Raw genomic sequence first — 24,540 nt, 5'->3', positions numbered from 1 at the left:
CTCCTTCCAGGAGAGGGAGCCGGTCGCGCTTCACGCCGATACGTCGGTTCTCATTGTACGGATCTCGGAAGAGACCGTTGCACGTGGAAAAGCCCGAATCAGACGTGATCGCGACCCACCACCGCGGCCAGAATGCTTTGCAGCACACCGTCGAGGGTGTCCCGGATGTCGGTGTTGCCAATTCGAATGACCTGAAATCCGGCGGCTTCGATTACCCGCGTTCGCTCCGCATCGCGATCGCGTTCAGCGGGACTGCCATGGGTCGCGCCATCGACCTCGACGACCAGCTTCGCTTTCAAACAGGCGAAGTCCACGACGAACCGATCGATGGGATGCTGTCGGCGGAATTTCCAGCCGTTCAATCTGGCCCCACGGAGAACCGTCCAGAGCTTAGCTTCCGCGCCCGTCGTGGTTCGTCGGAGGGACGTGGCGCGGTTCACCATTCGCTCCCATTCGCATTCCCGCTCGTCTTCGAATCGCGTGGCATGCGGAACAGTATGGCCACTCGATTGCCCCTCGTCCCAGACGCCAGAGTCTCCTCACGTCGCGCGGGCAGCACGGGTCCCCTCTTCTGGAAGGAAAGGGACAGGGTGAGGTGTGTGCCTTGTCCGGAGAGTTCGCACACCTCACCCCAACCCTCTCCTTCCAGGAGAGGGGGCCTGTCGTGCTTCACGCCGGCCCGATGGGGCCATGGAGGCGTCGCATGAACGTCTCAGCCCCGTTCATCCGCCGGCCCATCGCCACGGTTCTACTCACCCTGGGCGTGCTGCTCGCCGGGATCTTCGCGTTCCTGAAGCTGCCGGTGGCACCCCTGCCGCAGGTGGATTTCCCCGTGATCCTCGTGCAGGCGTCGATGCCGGGCGCCAGCCCCGAGACCATGGCGACGACGGTGGCGGCCCCCCTGGAGCGGCGGCTGGGCGCCATCGCGGACGTCAACGAGATGACGTCGACGAGTTCGGTCGGCTCCGTGCGCATCGTCCTGCTGTTCGGCCTCAACCGCGACATCGACGGGGCGGCCCGCGACGTCCAGGCGGCCATCAACGCCGCCCGCGCCGATCTGCCGACGGCGCTGCGCCAGAACCCCACCTACCGGAAGTTCAACCCGGCCGATTCGCCGATCCTGATCCTGGCGCTCACCTCCGACACTCTGTCGCCGGGCCAGCTCTACGATTCCGCCGCGACGGTGGTGCAGCAGAAGATGTCCCAGCTGCCGGGGGTGGGCAACGTCGACATCGGCGGCTCGTCGCTCCCGGCCGTGCGGGTGGAGCTCGATCCCACCGCCCTGTTCAACTACGGCATCGGTCTGGAGGGCATCCGGGCGGCCCTCGCTTCCGCGAACGCCAATTCGCCCAAAGGCGCCATCGAGACGGATACCCGCCACTACCAGCTCTACGCCAACGACCAGGGCCGGGTGGCGGCCGATTACCGCGACATCGTCGTGGCCTATCGCAACGGCGCGGCCGTGCGCCTCACCGATGTCGGCGAGGTGCTCGATTCCGTCGAGGACAAACGCAATCTCGGCCTCGTCAACGGCAAGCCGGGCGTGATCCTGTTCATCTACAAGCAGCCCGGCTCCAACGTCGTCGAGACCATCAAGGGCCTGAAGGCGGCGATCCCCCAGGTCCAGGCGGCGCTGCCGGGCGACATCGACCTCATGGTGACGGGCGACCGCAGCGCCACCATCCGGGCGTCGCTGGCCGAGACCGAGGACACCCTGCTCATCGCCGTCGGCCTCGTCATCTTCGTGGTGTTCATCTTCCTGCGTTCGGGCCGCGCGACGCTGATCCCGGCGGTGGCGGTGCCGATCTCCATCGTCGGCACCTTCTCGGCGATGTATCTCCTCGATTACAGCCTCAACATCCTCTCCCTCATGGCGCTCATCATCGCCACGGGCTTCGTCGTCGACGACGCCATCGTGGTGCTGGAGAACATCCAGCGCCACATCGAGCAGGGCAAGGCGCGGGTGGAGGCGGCGTTGCTCGGCGCCAGCGAAGTCGGCTTCACCGTCATCTCCATGAGCCTGTCGCTGGTGGCGGTGTTCCTCCCGATCCTGCTCATGGGCGGCATCGTCGGGCGCCTGTTCCAGGAATTCGCCGTCACCCTGTCGCTCGCGATCCTCATCTCCCTGGTGCTGTCGCTGACCACCACGCCGATGATGTGCGCGCTGCTCTTGAAGCCGGAGACGCACGATCCGGCGCGGCGCCAGAATTTTTTCCTGCGCGACCTCGAATCCGGCTTCGATGCGATGCTCGCCGCCTACGAGCGCACCCTGCGCATCGCGCTGCGCCACCGTCGCCTCGTGGTGCTCAGCCTCCTCGCGACCGTGGGGCTCAACGTCTACCTCTACGTCATCGTGCCGAAGGGCTTCTTTCCCGAGCAGGACACCGGGCAGATGATGGGCGGCATCCAGGCCGACCAGCGCATCTCGTTCCAGGCGATGAAGCAGAAGCTCGAACAGGCCACCGCCATCGTGCAGGCGGACCCGGCGGTGGACAGCGTCGTCGGCTTCACGGGCGGCCGGGCCACCAACTCGGCCAACGTCTTCGTGGGCCTGAAGCCCAAGGCCGAGCGCGATCCCATCGAGCAGGTGATGACCCGCCTGCGCCCGAAGCTCTCCCGGGTGGCCGGCGCCCGGCTCTACCTGTTCCCGCGCCAGGACCTGCGCATGGGCGGGCGCCAGAGCTTCGCCACCTACCAGTACACCCTGCAGGGCGACACGGCGGAGGAACTCTACGCCGCCGCCCCGAAGCTGATGCAGGCGCTCCAGAAGAATCCGATCTTCACCGACGTCTCGTCGGACCAGCAGGAGGGCGGTCTGGAAAGCCGCCTCGTCATCGATCGGGCGACCGCCTTCCGCTACGGCCTGACGCCGGACAAGATCGACAACACCCTCTACGACGCCTTCGGCCAGCGTCAGGTCTCGACCATCTACAACCCGCTCAACCAGTATCACGTCGTCATGGAGGTGGCCCCGCGCTACCTCCAGAGCCCCGACACCCTGAAGCTCCTCTACGTCTCGACCTCGGGCGGCAAGGCCAGGGGCTCGGCCACCACCAACGCGGTGGCCGGCACCGTGGCGGCGGCGGACGGCACCGTGAACACCAACGCGGCGGGCAACACCGCGACGGCCGGAGCCACGACCGACACCGCCACGGCCGCCGCCCTCGCGGGGGATTCCGCCCGCAACGCCGCCGCCAACGCCATCGCGGGCGGCAAGGGCGGCGCCTCGTCGAGCGCCCCCGTCTCCGCCGCCAAGGAGACCATGATCCCGCTCTCGGCCTTCGCCCGCCTCGAGACCGGCAACGCCCCCGTGCAGGTGAGCCACCAGGGTCTGTTCGTCGCCACCACCATTTCGTTCAACTTGAGCCCGGGCAACAGCCTGTCGGACGCGACGGCCGCCATCGAGCAGGCGATGACGGACCTGCGCCTGCCGGCCACCATCCACGGCGAATTCGCCGGCGGGGCCAAGAGCTTCCAGGAATCCTCGTCGCGCCAGCCCCTGCTGATCCTGGCGGCGCTGGTGGCCGTCTACACGATCCTCGGCATCCTCTACGAGAGCTTCGTCCACCCGCTGACGATCCTCTCGACCCTGCCGTCGGCGGGCATCGGCGCGCTCCTGGCGCTCCTGGTGTCGGGCACGGAATTCACCGTCATCGCCCTCATCGCGGTGTTCCTGCTCATCGGCATCGTGAAGAAGAACGCCATCATGATGATCGACTTCGCCCTCGACGCGGAGCGCACCCGCGGGCTGAACCCCCGGGACGCCATCTTCGAGGCCTGCCTCTTGCGCTTCCGGCCGATCATGATGACAACGCTCGCGGCCATGCTCGGCGCGCTGCCCCTCATCCTCGCGGGCGGGGAGGGGTCCGAACTGCGCCGCCCCCTCGGCATTGCCATCGTCGGCGGACTCATCGTGAGCCAGATCCTGACCCTCTACACCACCCCCGTCGTCTACCTGTACCTCGACCGCCTGCGCCGGCGCGCGCCGGCGGCCGGCGCGGCCCTGAGCCCGGCCGAATGAGCGTGGGTGGTCTGGCCGTGGAATTGTCAGTGGCGGGTCGTGCGCAGGAAAACCCTCCCCCCTCCCCCGCAGGGGGGGGAGGGAAGGGGGCGTCGCGTCTCACGGCCCTGCTGTTCCTCGCCACCACGGTCTCCGGCTGCATGGTCGGCCCGGACTATTCCCGCCCCTCCGTCGAGACCCCGCTCGCCTTCAAGGAGGGCGGCGCCCGCGAGGACAGCGCCGCCTATGTCGCGAGCCGCAAGGGATGGCGTCCGGTCGCCCCCAATGACGGCGCCGAGCGCGGTGACTGGTGGCGGGTGTTCAAGGATCCCGCCCTGGACCGGCTGATCCGCCTCGTCGACGTCGACAATCAGTCCCTACGGGCTCAGGTCGCCGCCTACGAGCAGGCCCGCGGCTTCGTCGCCCAGGCCCGCGCCGCCCTGTTCCCCACGGTGATCGGCGCACCCAGCATCGCGCGCACCGGTACGGGCGGAACGGCCCGCACCACCGTCTCCCTCCAGGGTCAGGCGAGCTGGGAACTCGACCTGTTCGGCCGTATCCGGCGCAACATCGAGAGCGAGGTCGCCACCGCCCAGGCGAGTGCCGCGGATCTCGCCCTGGTGCGCCTCACCATCCAGTCCGAGGTGGCGACGAACTACTTGAGCCTGCGCTATCAGGACTCGCTCCAGCGCGTCCTCGACGAGAACATCGCCGGCTTCAAGAAGAGTCTGGCCATCACCGAGAACCAGTATTCGGCCGGCGTCGCGGCACGCTCCGACGTCATCACCGCCCAGACCCTGCTGCAGACGACCCAGGCCCAGGCCATCGCCGTCGGCCTGCAGCGGGCGATCTTCGAGCACGCCATCGCCACCCTGGTCGGGCGCCCGCCCTCGGAACTGTCCCTGCCCGTGGCGCCGCTGGCCGCGCGTCCGCCCGCCGTGCCGGTCGGCATTCCCTCGACCCTGCTGGAGCGCCGGCCCGACGTCGCCCAGGCCGAGCGGACCGTGCAGGCCCAGAGCGAACTCATCGGTGTCGCGGTGGCGGCGTTCTATCCCACGCTCACCCTCTCGGCCTCGGGTGGCATCTCGGGACTGACCTCGAACGGCGTGTTCTCGGCGGCCAACCAGGTCTGGTCCGTCGCGGCCGCCGGTACGGAAGTGTTCTACGACGGTGGCGCCCGCGCGGCGGCCCTGCGCATCACCCGCGCGGCCTACGATGCGGCGGTGGCCAATTACCGCCAGACCGTGCTCACGGCCTTCGGCGAGGTCGAGAACGGGCTGTCCGGCGTGCGCATCCTCGCCCGCCAGCAGGCGGCGCAGGACGAGGCCGTGGCCTCCGCCCGGCGCGGCGTCGAGATCACGCTGAACGAGTACCGGGCCGGGACCCAGAACTATACCACCGTGGTGACCGCCCAGTCCCTCGCCCTCAACAACGAGGTCACGGCCCTCCAGATCCGCCTCAACCGCTTCACGACCGCCGTGGCGCTGATCCGGGCGCTTGGGGGCGGCTGGGACGTGCGCAGCCTGCCCACCGGAGACGACCTCCGGGACACCCGCCTGCCCGTCGATTCCGGACAGGCCGTCCGCACGGACGAGTGATCTGGATCGCCGTTCGCGCGCGGGGGGATTTCGATGGGACGCGCCGCGGCGGACGAAGTGGCCGCCGACGAGTCCACGAATGCAACCCAAGTTTGTAATTTATCTTGCGTGGGTAGTATAAGTTCTTGCTAAAGCAAAATCACGGGTTCGTGAAGCCTTAACCAGTATAGGTTATTGAGGGGCGGATACCCCTCAGCGAGATACTAGTATGTTCCGCAGATCGACATACACCGAGGCGCAAGCGAAGCTCGATGCCCTCGACCGCTCGCTGGCGATCATCGAGTTCACGCTGGATGGGACGATCCTGTCGGCGAACGAAAACTTCCTGGCGGTCATCGGATACACCCTCGCCGAGCTCAAGGGCCGCAAACACAGCCTCTTCGTCGAGGACAACGTGGCTGCGGGAGCCGACTACAAGGCGTTCTGGGACCAGTTGCGGAGCGGCAAGCACGTCGCCGGCGAGTTCATGCGCCTCGACAAGGCCAAGCGCCGGGTCTGGCTCGAGGCGACCTACAACCCGGTCTACGACGCGGCGGGCAAGCCCGTGAAGGTGGTGAAGTTCGCCTCCGACATCACAGCCAAGAAGAACGAGACCAGCCGCCTGCTGACGATGATCGACGACATGCCCGTCGCCGTCATGACGGCGGATCCGAAGAACGAATTCCGGATCAACTATTTCAACACCACCTCGCGCAAGACCCTCAGCACCATCGAACGCCATCTGCCGATCAAGGTCAGCGAGATGATGGGCTCGTCGTTCGACGTGTTCCACAAGAACCCGCACCACCAGCGCAGCATGCTGGCCGACGACAGCCGCCTGCCGCACCGCACGAAGATCAAGGTCGGGCCCGAGACCCTCGACCTCCAGGTGTCGGCGATCAAGGATCCTGAAGGGCGCTACATCGGCCCGATGCTCACCTGGTCGGTGGTGACGGCGCAGGTCGCCATGGCGACGGAGGTCTCCCGCGTGGTGGAGGCCCTCGGCATGGCCATCGGAGACATGCAGCAATCGGCCGAGGGGCTGACCCGCTCCGCCGACGAGGCGAGCGCCCGCGCCTCGTCGGTCGCCGCCGGGTCCGAACAGATGACGAGCGCCATCGGGGAGATTTCCGGTCAGGTCGGCGGCGTCTCGGAACGCGCCCGCCAGATCGCCACCCAGGCCGCCGCCACGGATGCCACGGTGCGCCTGCTCGCCGAGAACGCCACGAAGGTCGATGCCGTCGTCGGGATGATCAAGTCCATCGCCGATCAGACCAATCTGCTGGCCCTCAACGCCACCATCGAGGCGGCCCGTGCCGGCGCCGCCGGCCGGGGCTTCGCCGTGGTCGCGAGCGAGGTGAAGGCCCTGGCGGCGCAGACCGCGAAGGCCACGGACGAGATCACCCAGCAGGTCGCCGCCATCCAGGGCGCCACGGGGGACGCGGTTTCGGCCATCGGCATGATCACCGCCGCCGTGGGCGAACTCTCGGGCCTCACGCTCGCCATGGCGGGGGCCGTCGAGGAGCAGGCGGCCTCGACCCAGGAGATGTCGGGTAACGTCGCGGGCGTCTCGTCGGCGGCCTCGGCCACCGGTCAGCTCGCCGAGGCGGTGCGCACCATCGCCGAGCAGCTCGCCCAGCACTCGGCCGGCCTCGACGCGACCATGACGCGCTTCCTCAAAGCGAGCTGAGGCGGCATCGCGCGGACCCTGGACGCCTCATACGGGTAACCCCGCATCAGCGCGGCGGAACGCGGGTCCCTTCTCTTTCCCGGCCGGGCGCTCGCCGAGCGAACCCGGACCCGAAGGGCCGCGCCGGAGGCGTGCAATCCAAATCTGCCAACAGTCTAAAGTCTGGCGGAGCCCGTGTTTCTCGATCCCGGGTTCCGCTTCGCGGCCCCGGGATGACGGCGCGCCAAGAGACGGCATCCGCTAGGCTGGAGGGAATGGACGGAGCGCGCGGCGTACCCGGCGTCTGCTTCCGGAGCGGTCCACGCATTCCGGAACGGGGTGCGACGCAGTCGGTTGACGTGCCGTTCCGTGCGCGGGCCAGCGCCGGAACCACGAAGCGAGAGACCGCCGCGATGCGCACCGAACCCGCCTCCGACACGCCGCCGCCGAGCGACAGCCCCGCCGCGCCGCCCTGCACCCTGGTGATCTTCGGCGCCTCCGGCGACCTGACCAAGCGCCTGCTGATGCCGGCCCTCTACAACCTCTCGGCCGGCAAGCTCCTGCCGGAAGGATTCCGCATCGTCGGCGTCGACCACAACGAAAACACCGATGCGGGCTGGCGCCAAAGCCTCGGCGAGACCCTGCAGTCCTTCACCACCGACCACACCGCCGAGTTCCACCCCGACCATATCGACGCCGATGCCTGGGGCTTCGTGCGCGAGCGCCTCCACTTCCGGCAGGGCGATTTCTCCGACGCCGCCACCTTTAAAGACCTGGCGGGGACGCTCCACGGCAACGTGGTGTTTTACCTCGCCGTCTCGGCGCGGTTCTTCGGTCCCATCGTCGAGCAGCTCGGGGCGGCCGGGCTCCTGAAGCAGGCGGACGGCGCCTTCCGCCGGGTGGTGGTGGAGAAGCCCTTCGGCAGCGATCTCGCCTCCGCCCGGGCCCTCAACGCAACGCTGCTGGCCCAGGGCGACGAGAGCCAGTTCTTCCGCATCGATCACTTCCTCGGCAAGGAAACGGTCCAGAGCATCCTGGCGCTTCGCTTCGCCAACGGGCTGCTCGAGCCGGTCTGGCGTGCCGAGCATGTCTCCGCCATCGAGATCACCGCCGCCGAGACCATCGGGGTCGAGGCGCGCGGCGCGTTCTACGAGCCGACGGGCGCCTTGCGCGACATGGTGCCGAACCACCTGTTCCAGCTCCTGTGCATGGTCGCCATGGAGGCGCCCGAGAGCCTCGACGCGGAGGCCGTCCGCGACGCCAAGGGGCGGGTCCTCGCCGCGATCCGGCCGATCCCACCGGGGGACGCCGTGCGCGGCCAGTACACGGCCGGAACCGAATTCGGAGACGTCGTGGCCGGCTATCGCGACGAGCCGAACGTGGCCGAAGCTTCGCGCACCGAGACCTACGTCGCTCTCAAGCTCACCATCGATACGCCGCGCTGGGCCGGCGTGCCGTTCTACCTGCGCACGGGCAAGCGCCTCGCCGACCGGGTGACCGAGATCGCCGTGCATTTCCGCCCACCGGCGCAGTCCCCGTTCCGGGCCGGGCCGGGCGCCGACCCCGCGCCCGATCTCCTGCGCCTGCGCATCGACCCCGAGCAGGGTATGAGCATCGGCCTGAACGCCAAGCGTCCGGGCCCCGAGATGCGCCTCGGACGCGTCGTCGCCGCGTTCGAATACGGCGACTTCTTCCACGAGACCCCGAGCGTCGGCTACGAGACCCTGCTGTACGATTGCATGACCGGGGACGCGACCCTGTTCCAGCGCGCCGACGGCATCGAGGCGGCCTGGGCCGCCGTCGAGCCCCTGCTCCAGGCGTGGCGGGACGCGCCCGTGGCGTTCTACGCCGCCGGCAGCGACGGTCCGGAGGAGGCGGCACGCCTCCTCGCCCGCGACGGCAATGCCTGGTTACCGCTCGGCAAGGACTGAGCGCGCCTCGGCCCGGCCCTTGCCCCGGGGGGCTTTCTTCGGGGCGGTGCCGGGGCCGACCGCCCGCGCGGGCACGAGGTCGCGCAGGTCGTCGTGGTGGAGGAGTTCGATGTTCGTGGCCGCCGCGAGCTTGCGCGCCGCCGGCGTGAAGCCGGCATTCGATACCACCGCCGCCCGGTCGCCCGACCAGTAGCGCAGGGCGGCGGCGACCTCCTGCACGGCGGCGTTGCCCACGGGTTTGCCGTAGCGCTTGCACTGCACGACGAGGCGGATGCCGCCGTGCTCGGCGACGATGTCGGCGCCCTGGTCGCCGCTGGCCCGGGTCGGCCGCGCGTTCCACCCCGCCTCGCGCAGGCGCTCCGTGCAGAATCGCTCGTAGGCGATGCCGTCCTCCGGGGCCTCGTCGATGTCGGGCAGCGGATGGGCGGCGGCGATGCGCTCGATGGTGGTCAGGATCGTGTCCCAGAGGGCGTCCCCCTCCTCGCCGTAGCCCCGCGCGTCCAGGGCCGGCAGGACCGTGCGCTCGGCGAAGTATTCCCGCTCGCGCACCCAGCCGTCGTCGATGCGGTTGCCGTAGGCGTCGACGAAGCATTCCTGCCGCCGCCGCAGGGCCAGGGTGGCGGCGTGGGCCCGGATGGTGGCGCGCACGAGGCGGCGGATGCGCCGGGGTCGGTCGAGACGGTGCAGGCCGATGAGCGCGAGGCATGCCCCCGTCGCGGCGAGAGCCGGGCCGCCGTACACGAACGCGGCGGCGCCTCCCGCGAGGCTGGTCCAGAACAGGCGTGCGACGAGGCTCGACCGGCCCGGCATGGAGAGAGATCCCGGCGCGGCTGCCGGGACGCCATGGCCGGGCTGCCATGGCCGGTCCGGGCCGCATCGCGAAAACCGTAAGCGCGCGATCGTTGCGCGATCTCTAACGGCTCGGGGCGTCCTGCATTCGGCGGTGGACAGGCCCTCCGGGCGCGTCCACCGTCGCGGCGATCAGGCGTCGGCGGCGACGCGCGGACGGCGGCCGCGAGGCGCGGCGGCCGGCTTGGCTTCCGGCACGGGGTCGGGCTGCTTCCGGCGTTGCTGGCCGAGGCCCATGTTCTTGGCCAGTTCCGAACGGGCGGCCGCATAGTTCGGCGCAACCATCGGATAGTCGCTCGGCAGGCTCCACTTGGCGCGATACTGGTCGGGCGTCATGTCGTAGCGCGTGCGCAGGTGGCGCTTGAGCGACTTGAACTTCTTCCCGTCCTCCAAGCAGACGAGATAGTCCGGCGTGATCGAGCGCTTGACCGAGATGGCGGGCGTCAGCGGCTCGCTCTTCTCTTCCACGACGGGCGTCTTCAGACGTCCGAGGGTCGCGTGAACGGACGCGATGAGGTTCGGAAGTTCGACGGCCGGCACGGAGTTGTTGCTGACGAATGCGGACACGATGTCCGCCGCAAGCTCGATGTAGTCCGTCACTGCCTCGTCGTCCGCCTTCATGTTCAACCCCCGTTGGCGCTCTGCGCTGAATTTTGTCGATCCACGACGTCTTACCGTCATGGTCGCTCGAACTAGTCAAAAAAACGTGACTTCAGGGCTACTATGACGCCGCAAGCAAAAGTTCAAGTGGCATGGACCTGTTCGGTGATGGCGGCGGCTTTGACTACCTAAGCGAAATACCACAACGCCATGTGGGAGATTGCCCAAGGATGCGGGCTGATCATCGCTCGGCATCGAGCGATCGGTGCGAAGTGAATTCAGATCAGCCCACGGCCCCCACTAGCCGGACACGCGATTTTCATCGCGAGATCAAAGGAGTTATTATTTTTTGTCGAGAAACGAATTAAATTTCATTCATTGTCATAATCACGTCGAAAGCCGAGACCGAATCGGTCCGACTCACGGTTGCACGAGCCCGTCCGCGCGGGAGCGGGGGCCGTAGGTCTTGAAGCGCTCCACCGTCCGGGCGATCTCGTCGTCGGGCAGGATGATGGGGGCGCCGACCTGCAGGGCGATGGCGTATTGCCGGGCGAGGGTCTCCATCTCCACGGCGAGCCACAGGGCCTTCTCCAGGGTCGGCCCCGTGGCGATCATGCCGTGGTTGGCGAGCAGGCACCCGCCCCGCCCCTCCAGGGCCTCGAGGGCGTGGGCCGAGAGGGCGTCCGTGCCGTAGGGCGCGTAGGGCGCACAGCGAATCGTCGGCCCGCCCACGGCGGCGATCATGTAGTGCACCGCCGGGATCATGCGTCCGCACAGGGCGAAGGCCGTGCAGTAGGTCGGATGGGCGTGCACCACGGCGCCGATCTCGGGGCGCCGCGCGAGGATGTCCCGGTGGAAGCGCCATTCCGACGACGGCGCCAGCCGGTGCTCCCAGGTGCCCGTGAAGGTCATGGGCACGATGTCCTCGGCCCGCAGCGCCTCGGCCGGGATCCCCGTGGGACTGACGAGGAAGCCCGCCCCGTGCCGCACCGAGACGTTGCCGGACGTGCCCTGACTGAGGCCGAGGGTGATGAGATCGCGCATGGCGGCCACGACCGAGTCGGCGGCCCGATTTTCGTCCGAGCCGGGCAAATGGGGGTTGTGTTGCATGAGATAAGCTCCAGACCTGTGGGGCGGGCGCCGCCGGGCGAATCCGTTCCGGAGCGCCCTTGACGGCTCCGGCGATCCGCGAAAGCTGCGCGCCCATGAGTACATACCGGTTCGATGCGCTGCTCGCGCCCCGCACCCTCGCGGTGGTGGGGTTGGAGGGGGCTGGCGCGGCCCTCGGCATCGCCTGTCTCCACAATCTCGTCCGGGCCAAGCCCGGCCGTGCGGTCTGGGTTGTCAATCCGCAGAAGTCCCTCGATTCCGACGATGTCCTCTGCGTCGATAACATAGATCAATGTCGCGAGACACCCGACCTCGTGATCATCGCCGCCGAGCCGGCGGATCTCGTCGCCTGGGTCGCCGCCGCCGGGCGCCGGGGCGCGGCCGCCGCCCTGATCCTCACCCCCGACGTGCCGCCGGAATGCTGTGAGGCCGTGCGGACGGAGGCGCGCCGCCACGGCCTGCGCCTCCTCGGCCCCGGCAGCATCGGCCTCGCCGTGCCCCCGGCCGACCTCGATGCCAGCCTCCTGGCCCAGGCGCCGAAGGCCGGCGACCTCGCCCTCGTCTCGCAATCGGGCAGCGTGGCGGCCGGCATCGTCGCCTGGGCGGCCCGGCGCGCCGTCGGGTTCTCGGCCGTCCTGTCCCTCGGCACCGCCTGCGACATCGACATCGCCGACGCCCTCGACCATTTCGCCGCCGACTTTCACACCCGCGCGATCCTGCTCTCGCTGGACACGATTCCCGACGCGCGCAAGTTCATGTCCGCCGCCCGCGCGGCCGCCCGCGCCAAGCCCGTGGTGGTGCTGCGCGCCGGGCGCCACCGGGCGGCTCCCCGCGCCATCGTCACCCACACGGGGGCGCTCGCCCGGCCGGACGCCGTCTACGAGGCCGCGTTCCGCCGCGCCGGCCTCCTCAGCGTCGATAGCCTGGATGCCATGTTCGCCGCCGTGGAGACCCTCGGGCGCCAGCGCCCGTTCCCCGGCCACCGCCTCGCGATTCTCGGCAACGGGCGCGGCATCGCGGCGCTCGCCGCCGACCGCCTCGCCGACCGGGGCGGCACCCTGGCGCAGAACAGCCCGGTGGAACTCGGCATCGCCGCCGGGCCGGAGGCCTTCGCCGCCGCCCTCGAACCCCTGCTCACCGAGCCCGGCCACGACGCCGTGCTGGCCGTCCACGTCCCCACCGCCAACTCCGGCAGCGCCGAGACGGCGGCGGCGCTGGCCGAGACCGTGGCGCGGGTGCGCAAGACCAGTGCAGGGATGGGCGGCCAGCGCAAGAAACCGATCTTCGTCGCGCAGATCGGCGACGACCCCGAGGCGGCGGCCCGCCTCGCCGCCGCCGGCATTCCGGGCTTCGCCACCGAAGCCGACGCCGTCGAGGGGTTCCTGCACCTCGTGCGCTACCGCGAGGCCCAGGACGACCTCATGCGCACCCCGGATTCCCTGCCGCGCGACTTCTCGCCCGATGTCGCGGCCGCCCGCGCCATCGTGGCCCGCGCCGTGGAAGCCGGCCAGACCTGGCTCGATCCCGTCGCCGTCGCCGGCCTGCTCGCCGCCTACCGCATCGATAGTGCGCCCCTGACCCTCGCCCCCGACGCCGATGGCGCCGCCACCGCCGCCTGGCCGATCATCGCCGCCGGCGGTGCCGTCGCCCTGAAGGTGGTCTCGCCCGACATCGTCCACAAATCCGACGTCGGCGGGGTTCGCCTCGATCTCACCTCGGAGGCCGATGTCCGGGCGGCCGCCGCCGACATTCTCCGCCGCGCCCGGCGCCTCAGGCCGGATGCGCGCATCACCGGCTTCGCCGTGCAGCCGATGATCCGCCGGGGCCAGCAGCGCGAACTCATCGCCGGGCTTGCCGAGGACCCGACCTTCGGGCCCGTGGTGGTGTTCGGGCGCGGCGGCACCGCCGTCGAGGTCATCGACGACCGGGCGCTCGCCCTCCCGCCCCTCGACCTGCGTCTGGCCTCCGAACTCATCGACCGCACCCGCGTCGCCCGGCGCCTCGCCGCCTACCGCGACGTCCCGGCCGTGGACCGCCACGCCGTCGCCCTGGTCCTCGTCAAGCTTGCCCAGCTCGCCGCCGATTGCCCGGAGGTGCGCGAACTCGACATCAACCCCCTGCTCGCCGATGCCGGCGGCACCCTGGCCCTCGACGCCCGCGTGCTGGTGGCGCCCGTGCCCGCCCGCGCGGCCGCGCACCCGCGTTTCGCCATCCGCCCCTATCCCGTGGAGTGGGAGCGCCGCCTCACCCTCAAGGGCGAGGCGATCCACGTGCGCCCCGTGCGGCCGGAGGACGAGGCCCTGTTCCTCACCTTCTTCCAGTCGGTCAGCGCCGAGGATCTGCGCCTGCGCTTCTTCGCCCCCGTGCGCGACTTCAACCACGCCTTCCTGGCAAAACTCACCCAGCTCGACTACGCCCGCGCCATCGCGTTCGTGGCCCTCGACGCCGCCGGCCGCATGCTCGGCGCCGTGCGCCTCCACGCCGACGCCAACCACGACACCGGCGAGTACGCCATCCTCATCCACGGCGACCGCCGCGGCACCGGGCTGGGCCTCGCCCTCATGAGCCTGATGATCGACTGGGCCAAGGCGGAAGGGATTTCGCGGGTGGAGGGGACGGTTCTGCGAGAGAATCGCCCGATGTTGGCCGTGTGCCGGCAGCTTGGGTTTACGGTGAAGCCGGACAAGGAGGATGGGGGAGTGATGAAGGTGGCGTTGGATATTAGGCGCTGAGATTGCTCTGCAAAACGCGGTTCACATAAATTTTTTGTAAATCCTCACTCACTCGGATCGATGCCAAATGATATAAATCTAGAGCTTTTGAATAATTCTCCGAATTGCTTGTGGGGACAATGCTGTCAGGAGGAGAGCTGGATGACTTAGCTGACGGGCGTTGGGTTGAAGCTTGGTCTCCGTTCTGAGCCAAAATCTGGGTCGTTATCAGGGAGTTGCTGGCTTCCGACAAATTTGCCTTTTGTGTGAGCTGGAAATATTCCACGGTCCCGCCGTTTAGCTCCTGAAGTTGTTTAACTCGAGCATTCATCGTCGCGATGCCGTCTTCGCCCTCAACAGGCGTATCTGAAACGCGTGTGCCGACTAACCTCGCAGTTACCCCGTTCGCAAAGACTCGGGCGATCAGTTTTCCGTCTTTCCTGAGATCTGCATATTTGTTCCACGTAGGATCGGATGTGTCGATTGGAATCGGAGCAGGCTTCCTTTTGGCCGGCGAGTCTTGCAATGTCGCGATTGTTTCATCCGATGACTTATTTGTTGAAGATATATTAGATTGAGATTGTGCAGGAAAATTCGGTGTGAGGGCGGAGATCATGAGTTGGTCATCCATCTTCAAGGGATAAAATTCGATATAAGGCCATCTTGTACTAGTTTTTATAATTGGCGTCTTAATCGGGCTATCTTTGTTTTAAATCGCGGTCGCGCGCGGGGAAAAATAAGGTCATCTCAAAATGAATCATCTAGATTTTATTGTAGGCAATCTTCATTGTAGTGAAAAATCATGATTTATATAAAAAAGATGATAGTTCGTCGCGCAGTCGTGTCCGTCGCTAAATTTCTGCTGCGCCGCCGGATGTGGAGCGAAAACAGCAATAATCGGTAATTTATGAGCGACCTCATTCTACTGACGCTCTATTGTTTCGGTGGTGCGTGAAATGCGCGTCCTTGCCACTGCCAGGAGAGGGGGCGTTACATCCACTACAATCGAAGCCATAGAGCGGAAATAGGTTAGGCGATTTCCGACTCGGTTGTAGGGAAGCTTTTAGAAAAATAAAATTTGATAAGCTCCGGATATGAATATCGAGAGGATGATTGGTTTTTGTTTTGGTTCAGAAGTTGCGCTGTGACCAGGGAGTCGCTGGTTTTTGACTGGCTCGCCGTCCGGGTATCCTGAAGATACTCCACCGTTCCACCGTGAAGTTCCTGCATCTGCTTGAGGCGCGTATTCGCCAGCGTGATTCCGTGCCCGTCCGCTTTGAGGTCATCCGGAACCTGCGTGCCGTTCGGTGTCTCGAGCAGGCCGCTCGTATACAGGGTGGCAATGACTTGGCCGTTTTTCTTGAGGACGGCATACCGCTTCGACGGATCGTTGTCCGCATCGACTTGGCCTGGAGGGGGCGGAGACGGGGCTTTCGACAGTTCTCGCCACACCGCGATTTCCTCGTCCGACATCTTCCTCACATTTGGGGCGTCGGATAGTTTTAGAAATGGGCCTTCGACTTTGAGTCCGCCGTCCATGATTTGATTTCCCGTTTTCAAGGAATGAAAAGCGCGAAGACTGGAAAACCAATCTCGTGATGATGATGAATTTCTGGATTGCAAGCGTCCTCATCGGCTGAGCGAAAATTGTCCAGTCTGGTCTGAACTGGTTTCGCTAAGCCCCTGTGGCGGACGGCAATCTCGACTGAATCGGTCTTCGCGATCGCCGCCCATTGTTGGATCGGCAGCCCAGTATTTGTGGCGCGTTAAGGTTAAGGTTGTATTGATTCGCGATGCAACTGCCGGCGTCGCCGACGACGAAGGCGCTCGCGAGAGATCCGATCGTGCTGGGCCGAATTCGGTTGATCCGTCTCGTCCGTGCCGAGTGCGCGTCGTTCTCATCCCACGCGGAGTCGTCACAGGTGACGTAATGAACTGCTGAAGGTCTCCGGGCTCTGGCGGCGCAGGGGTCTCGGAATTTTCGCCATGCTGGCCTCGCTCAAAGAAACAGCAGGTCACCGCGTTCGGTGCCGGGTTTGCTAAATCTCCACGAAGCGCGTACAAACTAGAAACCAGCCCAAAACCAGTTGTGTCGGCGCCTCGCTTCGGAGACGAAGTGGGAACCTCGATGCTTGGCATTGGTTTGGTCGAGGTGGCCGCGCAGATTCGCGTGGACCTTGAGAGATGAGCCCGCAAGGGCGAAGGAATACGATGGCTGTTGGTACGGTTAAGTGGTTCAACGAGACCAAGGGTTTTGGCTTCATCCAGCCGGATGACGGCGGCAACGACGTGTTTGTGCACATCTCGGCCGTCGAGCGCGCTGGCATGCGCGGCCTCAACGAAGGTCAGAAGGTTTCCTACGAGATGGAGACCGACAAGCGCAGCGGCAAGCAGTCCGCCGGCAACCTTCAGTCCGCTTGAACCACATCGGGTGAGGGGCGTCGCGCCACGCGCGGGACCCCGGCCCGAGGGTATTGAAGGCCGCTTCCCGCCCGGGAAGCGGCTTTCTTTCTAAGGCATCGTCCCGAAGGCTCCGGCTTTCAAGCGACGACGATGCTCCGAGACGTCGCTCTGCCGGCTGAGTGCCGGCGCAATGCAGGATGCTGTGTGAGCCAATTCAACCAGAACTCCATGACCGACCGCCTCAAGGCGGCCACTGAAGCCCGTGAGGCGGCCCTCGCCCGCTTCCGTGATCGCCCCGCCGCCGACGACCCCGCTGTCCTGGCCCGCAAGGCCGAGCGTGAGCGCATCGTCCGCGAGCGCGAGGCCCGGACCCGTGCCCGCGACGAGGCCCGCCTCGCGGCGGAAGCCCAGCGCCGGGCCGAGGAGGAGCGCGAGCGCGAGCGCCTCGCCGCCGAGGCCATCCGGGCCGCCGAAGAAAAAGTCGAACAGGCCGCCGCCGCCCGCCTCGAACAGAAGGCCCTGCGCGACGCCCGTTACGCCGCCCGCAAGGCCAAGGCGCGCAAGTAGCGCCCGGCTCAGGCCGGACCACACGGCGCATTTTCGGGTTCGCGCCGGTGCCGAGCGTCCCATCCCGGGATGCTCCGGCGCACGGCGCCGCTCATGCGCCGCCCCCGGCGCGATGTCCGCGCCGACCCGGCGCGCTCCGCGCGCCGACGAGACAGGAGACACCCATGTCCCACAAGTTCAAGCTCGGCCAGCGCGTGCGCCGTGCCCGTCTCGGCTACGCCGAGGCCAAGACCGACGTCGGTGACGTGTTCGAGATCGTCCGCCTCGTCCCCGAGGACCAGACCGGCGAGCCGTTCTACCGCATCAAGTCCGGCACCGGCGAGCGCGCCGTCCGGGAAGGTGAAATCACCCTAGCGCCTTGAAATCGTTGGCCTAAAGGGCGCCCTCACGGATCGCCCCGGGGTCGGCCAGCGTGTGGAGCAACCGCGCCGCGCTGTGGGCGAACCGCAGGGTCACGGCCTTGCGCCGTGCCCCGCTCAGAACGTGTTCGGCCGGATCCCGCAGGATCGCGGCCCCGAACGCGTCGGCGACGATCAATCCCGCATCCTCTGGCGTCAGTGTCGTCGAGAGCGTGTCGGGGATCGCGAAGTAGAACCGGTCACAATAGTCGCGGTAGTCCGGCCATTTCCGGTCTGACCGGAAGTCGGCGACGCTCGACTTGATCTCGATGATCGTCAGACGTCCAGCCGGACACAGGGCGATGACATCGGCCCGGCGCCCGTTCGCGAGCGAAAACTCCGGAATCGTCACGTGTCCGAGTTCCGAATACAGACGGCGCACGCCCCGTTGCACCTGGAGCGCCGTCGGCGACTGCCGGCGGTCGGGGGGGAGAATCGCGTGAGCCAGGGCTGCGGACATGGGTGTTCCGAATCGGGACTGTCCGTCTCTTCAAATCAGTCCCGGCCCGGCTTGTCACCTGCGACCTCGCCGCACGGCTCCTCTTAGCCTTTGAAATAACTCAACAATCCCGCGCCCGGCGCCAGCATGGCGAAGGCCCAGACCAGGGCCGAGAGCACGTTCGCCACCTGGAACGGCAGGCGCTTGACCCCGAAGATGCCGGCGATCAGGGGCACCACCGCCCGCGCCGGCCCGAAGAACCGCCCGATGGCGACGCCCCCGGCCCCCCATTTGTGACAGAATTCCTCCCCCTTCGCCACCATGGCGGGGTAGCGGGTCAGCGGCCACATGCCCTTGGCGCCCTCCTTGTAGTGATGGCCGAATTCGTAGGAAATCCAATCACCTAGGGCCGCCCCGAAGGCGGCCGCCAGCATCACCGGCACGAACGGAATCCCCACCGTCCCCATCAGGGCGCCGATGCCGAGCAGCAGCACCGTGGCGGGCACCAGCAGCGACAGGAAGGCCAGGGATTCGCAGAAGGCCAGCACCCCGACGATGAGCGGCGTCCACCCCTGATGGGCCTCGACGAAAGCGAGGGTCGAGGTCTTGAGGGCTTCGAAGTCCATGGGATCCTGGAGGGTGCGAGGTCGCGAAGAACGAGTTAAGGGAAGGCGTTACGCTGGAGGACCGGCCCGCTTGAACATCCTCTCGATCCAGTCCCACGTCGCCTACGGCCACGTCGGTAACGCATCCGCGGTGTTTCCGATGCAGCGCCTCGGCGTCGAGGTCTGGGCCATCCATACGGTGCAGTTCTCCAACCACACGGGCTACGGCGCCTGGCGCGGCCGGGTGTTCGACGGTCCGGCCATCGAGGAGCTGGTGGCCGGGATCGCCGAGCGCGGCGTGCTCGGCCAGTGCGACGGCGTGCTGTCGGGCTACATGGGCTCGGCCGATATCGGCACCAGCATCGTGCGCGCCGTCGCCACCGTGCGCGCCGCCAACCCGCGCGCCCTCTACGCCTGCGACCCCGTGATGGGCGACACCGACCGGGGGATCTACGTGCGCCCGGGAATCCCGGAATTCATGCGGAATCAAGCCCTTAGGGTCGCCGACATCGCGACCCCGAACCAGTTTGAGCTGAACCACCTCTCGGGGCTCCCGTCCAACACCCTCGACGCCGCCAAGGCGGCGGTGACGGCCCTGCACGTCCTCGGGCCCCGCGTCGTGCTGGTGACCTCGCTCGCCACCGAGGCGACGCCGCCGGGCAGCATCGACCTCCTGGCGGGGGAGGGCGGCCGGTTCTGGCTCCTGCGCACGCCCCGCCTCACCCTCGAGGTCAACGGCGCGGGGGACGCCATCGCGGCCCTGTTCCTCGTCCACTATGCCCGCACCGGCTCGGCCGCCCTGGCCCTCGGCATGGCCGGTGCCTCGGTCTACGGCCTCCTGCGCCGCACGGCGGAAGCCGGCTCCCGTGAGATCCTCACGGTGGCGGCACAGGACGAGTTCATCGCGCCGAGCGAGACGTTTCCGGTCGAGCCGGTCTAACCTCATGGGATTGAAGTGAAAATGACTCGCCGCTTCGTCACCCTCGACGTGTTCACCGAGACCCCGCTCACCGGCAATCCCCTGGCGGTGGTGCTCGACGCCGAGGGGCTCGACGGGGCCGCCATGCAGGCCATCGCGGGCGAGTTCAACCTGTCCGAGACAGTGTTCGTGCTGCCCCCCGACGATCCACGTCACCGGGCGCGCCTGCGCATCTTCACCCCGAAGGCCGAACTTCCCTTCGCCGGCCATCCGACGGTGGGCACCGCCGTGCTCCTCGCCCTGACGGATGCCCGCGCCGGCCTTGCCGACGCCGTGGCGTTCGGCCTGGAGGAGGGGATCGGCACCCTCGCCTGCGTCGTCGAGGCGGGGGAGGGCCGGGGACAGGCCCGGTTCCGCATGCCGGTGCTGCCGGATTTCGTCGGCGACGGTCCGTCCCGCGAGGCCCTGGCCGCGGCCCTCGGCCTCGAACCCAAGAGCATCGGCTTCGGCCTGCACGCGCCGAGCCGGCATCGCCTCGGCCAGACCTTCCTGTTCGTACCCCTGGCGTCGTCCGAAGCCCTGACGCGCGCGCGCCTCGATCCGGCGGCGCTGCGCCGCCTCGGCGAGCCGGCGGCCCTGTATCTCTACACCCCCGACCCGGCCGGCCACGTGCGACACTTCCAGGCTCGGATGTTCGCCCCCCATCTCGGGGTGCCCGAGGACCCGGCCACGGGCTCGGCCGCTGCGGCCTTCGCCGGGGTAATGATGCAGTTCGAGCCCATGGGGGAGGGCACGCACGACCTCGTGCTCCATCAGGGCGTCGCCATGGGGCGCCCGAGCGAGATCCGGGTACAGCTCGCCATCGATGCCGGCGCCCTGCACGCCGTCGAGGTCTGCGGTTCGGCCGTGATCGTCATGGAGGGGAGCTTGCGTGTCTGAGGCGTTCACCCTCACGCGCCTGACGCGTCTCGACGCCCGGCTCGTTCCTTACGACTGGGCCTGGGCCCGGGACAACGCCGCCGCCATCGCGGCCCATTGGGACGTGCGGAAGGCGGCCAAGCCTACCCTGTTCGATGGCCGCGTGCTCCTCGCCTGCGCCTGCGCGGTGACCGACGGCGCCTGCCGGATCGACCTGTTCGAGGCGGCATTCTCGGAGTTCCTCGCGTTTCGCGAAGGCGGTTCGCCCGATGCGGCCGTCACCAACGCGTTCGCCGCCGTGGTGCCGTGGTCGCGTGATGGGGCCGCTGTGCTCGGCGTGATGGGGCGGGACTCCGCCAATGCCGGCCAGATCTACTTCCCATGCGGGACGCCAGACCACTCGGACGTGCGCGAGGACGATCGGGTCGATCTCGTCGGCAGCGCCGCCCGCGAGTTCCGCGAGGAGACGGGTCTGCGCATCCCGTCCGATGCCGCGCCCGAATGGCTCCTCGTCAGCGGCGAGCGACAGCATGCCTTCCTCCACCCGGTGCACTTCCCGGAAGAGGCCGCCTCACTGATCGCCCGGATGGAGAAACACCGGGCGGCGGAAGCCGAACCGGAACTCGCCGGTTTCGTCGCCGTCCACTCCGGCGCCGATCTCGACGCGGACCGGATGCCCGGCTTCGTGCGGGCTTACCTCACGGCATCCTACCGGTAGCCGTAGCGGGCCTTGGCGGCGGCGAGCAGGCTCAGGGCCTCGCGTTCGTTTCCGGACCCGCACGCCTCGGAAGCCCGACGCAGGTCGGCGCTGAAGCGTTCGCCCACCGGCGCGTTGAGGTTGCCGGTGGTGACATCGCTGTCGACGACGGCCTGGGTCCGGGCGATGCTGGGGCCGCATCCGCTGCCCTGCGGCAGGACCGGAGCGACGACGGCCGCCGGGGCCGCCACGACCGGTGGGGTTGAGGCTCCCGGCTTGCAGGCACCGACGAGGGACACGGCGAGGAGCGTTGCGAGCACACGGCTCGTGCGATGCGATGACACGACGGCCTTCCCCAGAATGGCACAGCTTGAATGCGGCGTGGGTTGTGCCCCCTTGGGGCCGGCTGGGTCAATCTCCCCTCGATGCGCGCACCGCCGTGGGACGTGTCCGCGGCGGCGCGCCTGTGGATGTTCGTGTCCCGTCCCTAAAGGACGAAGGCGACTACTTCGCCTTGTCGGCGATGGCCTTCAGACCCGACTCGTAGATACCCGTGATGGCGTCGACGGCGACGGCATCGGGCGCACCCTTGGCCTTGAAGCTTCCGGTCCACGTCACGGTGGCGCCGCTCGCCTTGGGGGCGACGGAGAGGGTCGAGCTGTAGTCGCTCACGGGCAGCGGGCCCGAGACGATGGCGTAGGTGTAGGTCATCTTGGCGTCGTCGCGGGCAGTCTGCGACTCGACGATGGTGCCGCCGCCCTTCAGGCTCAGGGTGCGCAGGGTCTTACCCCCGTCCTTGGACAGGACGCATTTCTCGATGGCCGGGTGCCATTGGCCGATGCCGCAGAAGTCGCCGATGACCGACCAGACCTTGGCGGGGGGCGCCGTGACATCGATGGTCTTGGTCACATCGAGGGCGAGACTCGGTGCGGTTCCGGCAAGCAGCGCGCAGACGGGCAGGGCGAGGGTGATCAAGAGACGGCGTGACATAGCGGCGTTTCCCCTTGGTTTTCTGATGACCGTATCGCTCGGAAAGCCTTCGCGGTTTCCAAGACAAACAGGAAAGCTAGGCTGGAGCCGCTCCAAAGCAATGACCGCCGGACGCGCGGCGAGCCTCGATGTGATGTTACGTCACCACGCACGCGTTGCGTGCGTCGCCCCACGCGGACGGCCCTCGCGCCGGTCCTTGTCAATCCGGACAGTGAGAGCTAGAGAAGCACGATCCGCGATCGCTCGGTGCTTTCGCTGCGCACGATTGCCCTTCGGGAGAGACGAGCCTTGGCCAGCGCCGGCTCTATGGTCAGCCGCACAGACGCCGCCTTCGCGGCCCTGCGGCTCCGTGCGCGTGTCTCCGTGCTGCTGTCTGCCGGCCTCCTCCTTATCCGCCCCTGAGGGCCGTCCGGGCGTGCGCCTGGGCTCTCAGGGGACGCGTTCTCACCAAGCCCCGTCCATGAATTCAGGCTCCACCGCGATGCGGGAGTCGTTTTCGGGCGCCGCCTCCCTTTGGGGTCGTGCGCCGCCACAGGATCAGCCCATGACCGCCTCCAGCATGCCGACGCAAAAAGACCGCGTTCTCATCTTCGACACCACCCTGCGCGACGGCGAGCAATGCCCCGGCGCCACCATGACCCTGGACGAGAAGCTGGCGGTGGCCGAGCTCCTCGACGCCATGGGCGTGGACATCATCGAGGCCGGCTTCCCCATCGCCTCGAACGGCGACTTCGAGGCCGTGGCCGAGATCGCCCGCCGAGCCAAGCGCGCCACCATTGCGGGCCTCGCCCGCGCGATCCCGGCCGACATCGCGCGCGCTGGCGAAGCCGTCCGGCACGCGCGCCGAGGCCGCATCCATACCTTCGTCTCGACCTCGCCGATCCACCTCGCGCACCAGATGCGCAAGACTCAGGACGAGGTGATCGAGATCATCCTGAAGACCGTGTCTCAGGCCCGCGACCTCGTCGAGGACGTGGAATGGTCGGCCATGGACGCCACTCGCACGCCCATCGACTACCTGTGTCGCTGCGTCGAGGCGGCGATCCGCTCGGGCGCCACCACCATCAACCTGCCGGATACAGTGGGCTACGCCACGCCCGACGAATACCGGAGCATGTTTCGGAGCGTCCGAGAGCGTGTGCCGAATGCCGACCGGGCGGTCTTCTCGGTGCATTGCCACAACGATCTCGGGCTCGCCATCGCCAACTCCCTCGCCGGCGTCGAGGGCGGTGCCCGGCAGGTCGAGTGCACCATCAACGGCATCGGCGAGCGCGCCGGTAACGCCGCTCTGGAAGAGATCGTCATGGCGATCCGCACGCGCGGCGATGTGATGCCCTACGAGACCGGCATCGAAACCACGATGCTGACGCGGGCCTCCAAGCTCGTTTCGCACGCGACGAACTTCCCCGTGCAGTACAACAAGGCCATCGTCGGCCGGAACGCCTTCGCCCATGAGAGCGGCATCCATCAGGACGGCATGCTCAAGCACACCGAGACCTACGAGATCATGACGCCGGCCTCGGTGGGCGTCTCCAAGACCTCCCTGGTCATGGGCAAGCACTCGGGCCGGGCCGCCTTCCGCTCCAAGCTCGAGGAGCTCGGCATCACCTTGAGCGACAACCGGATGCAGGATGCCTTCGAGCGGTTCAAGGCCCTCGCCGACCGCAAGAAGCACGTCTACGACGAGGACATCGAGGCCCTCGTCGACGAGAACCTCGCCACCGCCCACGACCGCATCCGCCTGGTGTCGCTCTCGGTGATCGCCGGCACGCACGGCCCGCAGCGGGCCACGATGAAGCTCGCCATCGACGACCGGGTGGTCACCGAGGAGGCCGAGGGCAACGGCCCCGTGGACGCGGTGTTCAACGCCATCCAGGCCCTGGTGCCGCACGTGGCCGAACTCGAACTCTACAAGGTCGATGCCGTGACCGAGGGCACCGATGCTCAGGCGGAGGTTTCTGTTCGTCTCAAGAGCGGCGAGCGCAGCGTGACCGCCCGCGGTGCCGATCCTGACACCCTCGTGGCCTCGGCCCGCGCCTATCTGTCGGCTCTCAACAAGCTCTCGGCATCCGCCGTGCGCTTGCATGCCCAATCCCCGGCGACGGTTTCGTGAGGCGCCCTTAGCCGGGTTCGAAAAATCGCCCCCGGGGGGTGGAC

At 67.8% G+C, this 24,540-nt stretch carries 22 protein-coding genes; 12 read left to right on the top strand and 10 right to left on the bottom strand.

The annotated features are described in order from the left end of the window. Positions 1-98: 98 nt before the first annotated feature. Positions 99-443, bottom strand: a complete 345-nt coding sequence (locus MFF01_RS20660; RefSeq protein ID WP_238228220.1) for an endonuclease domain-containing protein — start codon at positions 441-443, stop codon at positions 99-101. 260 nt (positions 444-703) lie between these two features. On the opposite strand from MFF01_RS20660, the gene MFF01_RS20655 reads away from it, so the two are divergent. The 4 genes from MFF01_RS20655 to zwf all read left to right on the top strand — a co-directional run bounded on the left by MFF01_RS20655 (position 704) and on the right by zwf (position 9,177). Next, positions 704-4,021: an efflux RND transporter permease subunit gene (locus MFF01_RS20655; protein WP_238228218.1), complete on the top strand. Its 3,318-nt coding sequence runs from the start codon at positions 704-706 to the stop codon at positions 4,019-4,021. Beyond that, a complete protein-coding gene (locus MFF01_RS20650) occupies positions 4,018-5,598 on the top strand; it encodes an efflux transporter outer membrane subunit (RefSeq protein WP_283207218.1) in 1,581 nt (526 codons plus the stop codon). The genes MFF01_RS20655 and MFF01_RS20650 overlap by 4 nt, the downstream gene beginning before the upstream one ends. Positions 5,599-5,806: 208 nt before the next feature. Continuing rightward, positions 5,807-7,267, top strand: a complete 1,461-nt coding sequence (locus MFF01_RS20645; RefSeq protein WP_238228216.1) for a methyl-accepting chemotaxis protein — start codon at positions 5,807-5,809, stop codon at positions 7,265-7,267. 392 nt (positions 7,268-7,659) lie between these two features. Continuing rightward, positions 7,660-9,177 carry a glucose-6-phosphate dehydrogenase gene (gene zwf, locus MFF01_RS20640; RefSeq protein WP_238228214.1) on the top strand — a complete coding sequence of 506 codons (1,518 nt, stop codon included), beginning with the start codon at positions 7,660-7,662 and terminating at the stop codon, positions 9,175-9,177. Here zwf and MFF01_RS20635 read toward each other — a convergent pair. From MFF01_RS20635 to MFF01_RS20625, 3 genes are all read right to left on the bottom strand, one after another. Further along, positions 9,157-9,987 carry a restriction endonuclease gene (locus tag MFF01_RS20635; RefSeq protein ID WP_238228212.1) on the bottom strand — a complete coding sequence of 277 codons (831 nt, stop codon included), beginning with the start codon at positions 9,985-9,987 and terminating at the stop codon, positions 9,157-9,159. The two genes, zwf and MFF01_RS20635, sit on opposite strands and share 21 nt — an antisense overlap. A gap of 171 nt (positions 9,988-10,158) precedes the next feature. Further along, positions 10,159-10,647: a Ros/MucR family transcriptional regulator gene (locus MFF01_RS20630; RefSeq protein ID WP_238228210.1), complete on the bottom strand. Its 489-nt coding sequence runs from the start codon at positions 10,645-10,647 to the stop codon at positions 10,159-10,161. Between the two features lie 399 nt (positions 10,648-11,046). Continuing rightward, positions 11,047-11,736, bottom strand: a complete 690-nt coding sequence (locus MFF01_RS20625) for a class II aldolase/adducin family protein (RefSeq protein WP_238228208.1) — start codon at positions 11,734-11,736, stop codon at positions 11,047-11,049. A gap of 95 nt (positions 11,737-11,831) precedes the next feature. On the opposite strand from MFF01_RS20625, the gene MFF01_RS20620 reads away from it, so the two are divergent. Next, a complete protein-coding gene (locus MFF01_RS20620; RefSeq protein WP_238228206.1) occupies positions 11,832-14,468 on the top strand; it encodes a bifunctional acetate--CoA ligase family protein/GNAT family N-acetyltransferase in 2,637 nt (878 codons plus the stop codon). On the opposite strand, the gene MFF01_RS20615 is transcribed toward MFF01_RS20620, so the two are convergent. After that, on the bottom strand, positions 14,458-15,063 hold the full coding sequence (locus MFF01_RS20615) for a hypothetical protein (RefSeq protein ID WP_238228204.1): 606 nt from the start codon (positions 15,061-15,063) through the stop codon (positions 14,458-14,460). The two genes, MFF01_RS20620 and MFF01_RS20615, sit on opposite strands and share 11 nt — an antisense overlap. A 413-nt stretch (positions 15,064-15,476) precedes the next feature. After that, positions 15,477-15,986 (bottom strand): hypothetical protein, encoded by a 510-nt coding sequence (locus tag MFF01_RS20610; protein WP_238228202.1) that lies wholly within the window; start codon positions 15,984-15,986, stop codon positions 15,477-15,479. A gap of 672 nt (positions 15,987-16,658) precedes the next feature. Here MFF01_RS20610 and MFF01_RS20605 point away from each other — a divergent pair. From MFF01_RS20605 to MFF01_RS20595, 3 genes are all read left to right on the top strand, one after another. Then, on the top strand, positions 16,659-16,868 hold the full coding sequence (locus tag MFF01_RS20605; protein ID WP_238228200.1) for a cold-shock protein: 210 nt from the start codon (positions 16,659-16,661) through the stop codon (positions 16,866-16,868). 186 nt (positions 16,869-17,054) lie between these two features. Then, positions 17,055-17,417, top strand: a complete 363-nt coding sequence (locus tag MFF01_RS20600; protein ID WP_283207217.1) for a DUF6481 family protein — start codon at positions 17,055-17,057, stop codon at positions 17,415-17,417. Positions 17,418-17,581: 164 nt separating this feature from the next. Next, entirely contained in the window at positions 17,582-17,779 is a 198-nt protein-coding gene (locus MFF01_RS20595) for a hypothetical protein (protein WP_238228198.1), read from the top strand. A 10-nt stretch (positions 17,780-17,789) separates the two neighbouring features. On the opposite strand, the gene MFF01_RS20590 is transcribed toward MFF01_RS20595, so the two are convergent. Beyond that, positions 17,790-18,275 carry an MmcB family DNA repair protein gene (locus tag MFF01_RS20590; RefSeq protein ID WP_238228196.1) on the bottom strand — a complete coding sequence of 162 codons (486 nt, stop codon included), beginning with the start codon at positions 18,273-18,275 and terminating at the stop codon, positions 17,790-17,792. Positions 18,276-18,358: 83 nt separating this feature from the next. Beyond that, entirely contained in the window at positions 18,359-18,880 is a 522-nt protein-coding gene (locus MFF01_RS20585) for a DedA family protein (RefSeq protein ID WP_238228195.1), read from the bottom strand. A 70-nt stretch (positions 18,881-18,950) separates the two neighbouring features. Here MFF01_RS20585 and pdxY point away from each other — a divergent pair, with 70 nt between their 5' ends. Genes pdxY through MFF01_RS20570 form a run of 3 tightly spaced genes read left to right on the top strand, consistent with a single transcriptional unit; the run spans position 18,951 to position 21,414 of the window. Next, positions 18,951-19,799 carry a pyridoxal kinase PdxY gene (pdxY, locus tag MFF01_RS20580; RefSeq protein WP_238228194.1) on the top strand — a complete coding sequence of 283 codons (849 nt, stop codon included), beginning with the start codon at positions 18,951-18,953 and terminating at the stop codon, positions 19,797-19,799. A gap of 21 nt (positions 19,800-19,820) precedes the next feature. Then, complete coding sequence (locus MFF01_RS20575; protein ID WP_238228193.1) at positions 19,821-20,717, top strand: PhzF family phenazine biosynthesis protein; 897 nt, start codon at positions 19,821-19,823, stop codon at positions 20,715-20,717. Then, positions 20,710-21,414, top strand: a complete 705-nt coding sequence (locus tag MFF01_RS20570) for an NUDIX hydrolase (RefSeq protein ID WP_238228192.1) — start codon at positions 20,710-20,712, stop codon at positions 21,412-21,414. Before MFF01_RS20575 ends, MFF01_RS20570 begins: the two co-directional genes overlap by 8 nt. Here MFF01_RS20570 and MFF01_RS20565 read toward each other — a convergent pair. Both MFF01_RS20565 and MFF01_RS20560 read right to left on the bottom strand, forming a co-directional pair. Further along, complete coding sequence (locus MFF01_RS20565) at positions 21,405-21,692, bottom strand: hypothetical protein (protein WP_373319829.1); 288 nt, start codon at positions 21,690-21,692, stop codon at positions 21,405-21,407. The two genes, MFF01_RS20570 and MFF01_RS20565, sit on opposite strands and share 10 nt — an antisense overlap. 205 nt (positions 21,693-21,897) lie before the next feature. Beyond that, positions 21,898-22,383, bottom strand: coding sequence for an SRPBCC family protein (locus MFF01_RS20560; protein WP_238228190.1), 486 nt, complete (start codon positions 22,381-22,383; stop codon positions 21,898-21,900). 544 nt (positions 22,384-22,927) lie between these two features. Between MFF01_RS20560 and MFF01_RS20555 the strand changes: the two genes are divergently transcribed. Beyond that, positions 22,928-24,496, top strand: coding sequence for a 2-isopropylmalate synthase (locus tag MFF01_RS20555; protein ID WP_238228189.1), 1,569 nt, complete (start codon positions 22,928-22,930; stop codon positions 24,494-24,496). Positions 24,497-24,540: the final 44 nt, after the last annotated feature.

The organism is Methylobacterium adhaesivum, assembly GCF_022179065.1.
GTDB classification, from domain to species: domain Bacteria; phylum Pseudomonadota; class Alphaproteobacteria; order Rhizobiales; family Beijerinckiaceae; genus Methylobacterium; species Methylobacterium adhaesivum.
This window is presented reverse-complemented; position numbering and strand designations above follow the sequence as displayed.

Excerpts from the sequence above, each read along its gene's own strand:
- MFF01_RS20560 (WP_238228190.1), bottom strand. The coding sequence starts at position 22,383 with ATGTCACGCCGTCTCTTGATCACCCTCGCCCTGCCCGTCTGCGCGCTG.
- MFF01_RS20610 (WP_238228202.1), bottom strand. The coding sequence starts at position 15,986 with ATGGACGGCGGACTCAAAGTCGAAGGCCCATTTCTAAAACTATCCGAC.
- MFF01_RS20595 (WP_238228198.1), top strand. The coding sequence starts at position 17,582 with ATGTCCCACAAGTTCAAGCTCGGCCAGCGCGTGCGCCGTGCCCGTCTC.
- MFF01_RS20660 (WP_238228220.1), bottom strand. The coding sequence starts at position 443 with ATGGTGAACCGCGCCACGTCCCTCCGACGAACCACGACGGGCGCGGAA.
- MFF01_RS20585 (WP_238228195.1), bottom strand. The coding sequence starts at position 18,880 with ATGGACTTCGAAGCCCTCAAGACCTCGACCCTCGCTTTCGTCGAGGCC.
- MFF01_RS20575 (WP_238228193.1), top strand. The coding sequence starts at position 19,821 with ATGACTCGCCGCTTCGTCACCCTCGACGTGTTCACCGAGACCCCGCTC.
- zwf (WP_238228214.1), top strand. The coding sequence starts at position 7,660 with ATGCGCACCGAACCCGCCTCCGACACGCCGCCGCCGAGCGACAGCCCC.
- MFF01_RS20650 (WP_283207218.1), top strand. The coding sequence starts at position 4,018 with ATGAGCGTGGGTGGTCTGGCCGTGGAATTGTCAGTGGCGGGTCGTGCG.
- MFF01_RS20655 (WP_238228218.1), top strand. The coding sequence starts at position 704 with ATGAACGTCTCAGCCCCGTTCATCCGCCGGCCCATCGCCACGGTTCTA.
- MFF01_RS20645 (WP_238228216.1), top strand. The coding sequence starts at position 5,807 with ATGTTCCGCAGATCGACATACACCGAGGCGCAAGCGAAGCTCGATGCC.
- MFF01_RS20555 (WP_238228189.1), top strand. The coding sequence starts at position 22,928 with ATGACCGCCTCCAGCATGCCGACGCAAAAAGACCGCGTTCTCATCTTC.
- MFF01_RS20605 (WP_238228200.1), top strand. The coding sequence starts at position 16,659 with ATGGCTGTTGGTACGGTTAAGTGGTTCAACGAGACCAAGGGTTTTGGC.
- MFF01_RS20635 (WP_238228212.1), bottom strand. The coding sequence starts at position 9,987 with ATGCCGGGCCGGTCGAGCCTCGTCGCACGCCTGTTCTGGACCAGCCTC.
- MFF01_RS20620 (WP_238228206.1), top strand. The coding sequence starts at position 11,832 with ATGAGTACATACCGGTTCGATGCGCTGCTCGCGCCCCGCACCCTCGCG.
- MFF01_RS20590 (WP_238228196.1), bottom strand. The coding sequence starts at position 18,275 with ATGTCCGCAGCCCTGGCTCACGCGATTCTCCCCCCCGACCGCCGGCAG.
- MFF01_RS20630 (WP_238228210.1), bottom strand. The coding sequence starts at position 10,647 with ATGAAGGCGGACGACGAGGCAGTGACGGACTACATCGAGCTTGCGGCG.
- MFF01_RS20625 (WP_238228208.1), bottom strand. The coding sequence starts at position 11,736 with ATGCAACACAACCCCCATTTGCCCGGCTCGGACGAAAATCGGGCCGCC.
- MFF01_RS20615 (WP_238228204.1), bottom strand. The coding sequence starts at position 15,063 with ATGATCTCCGCCCTCACACCGAATTTTCCTGCACAATCTCAATCTAAT.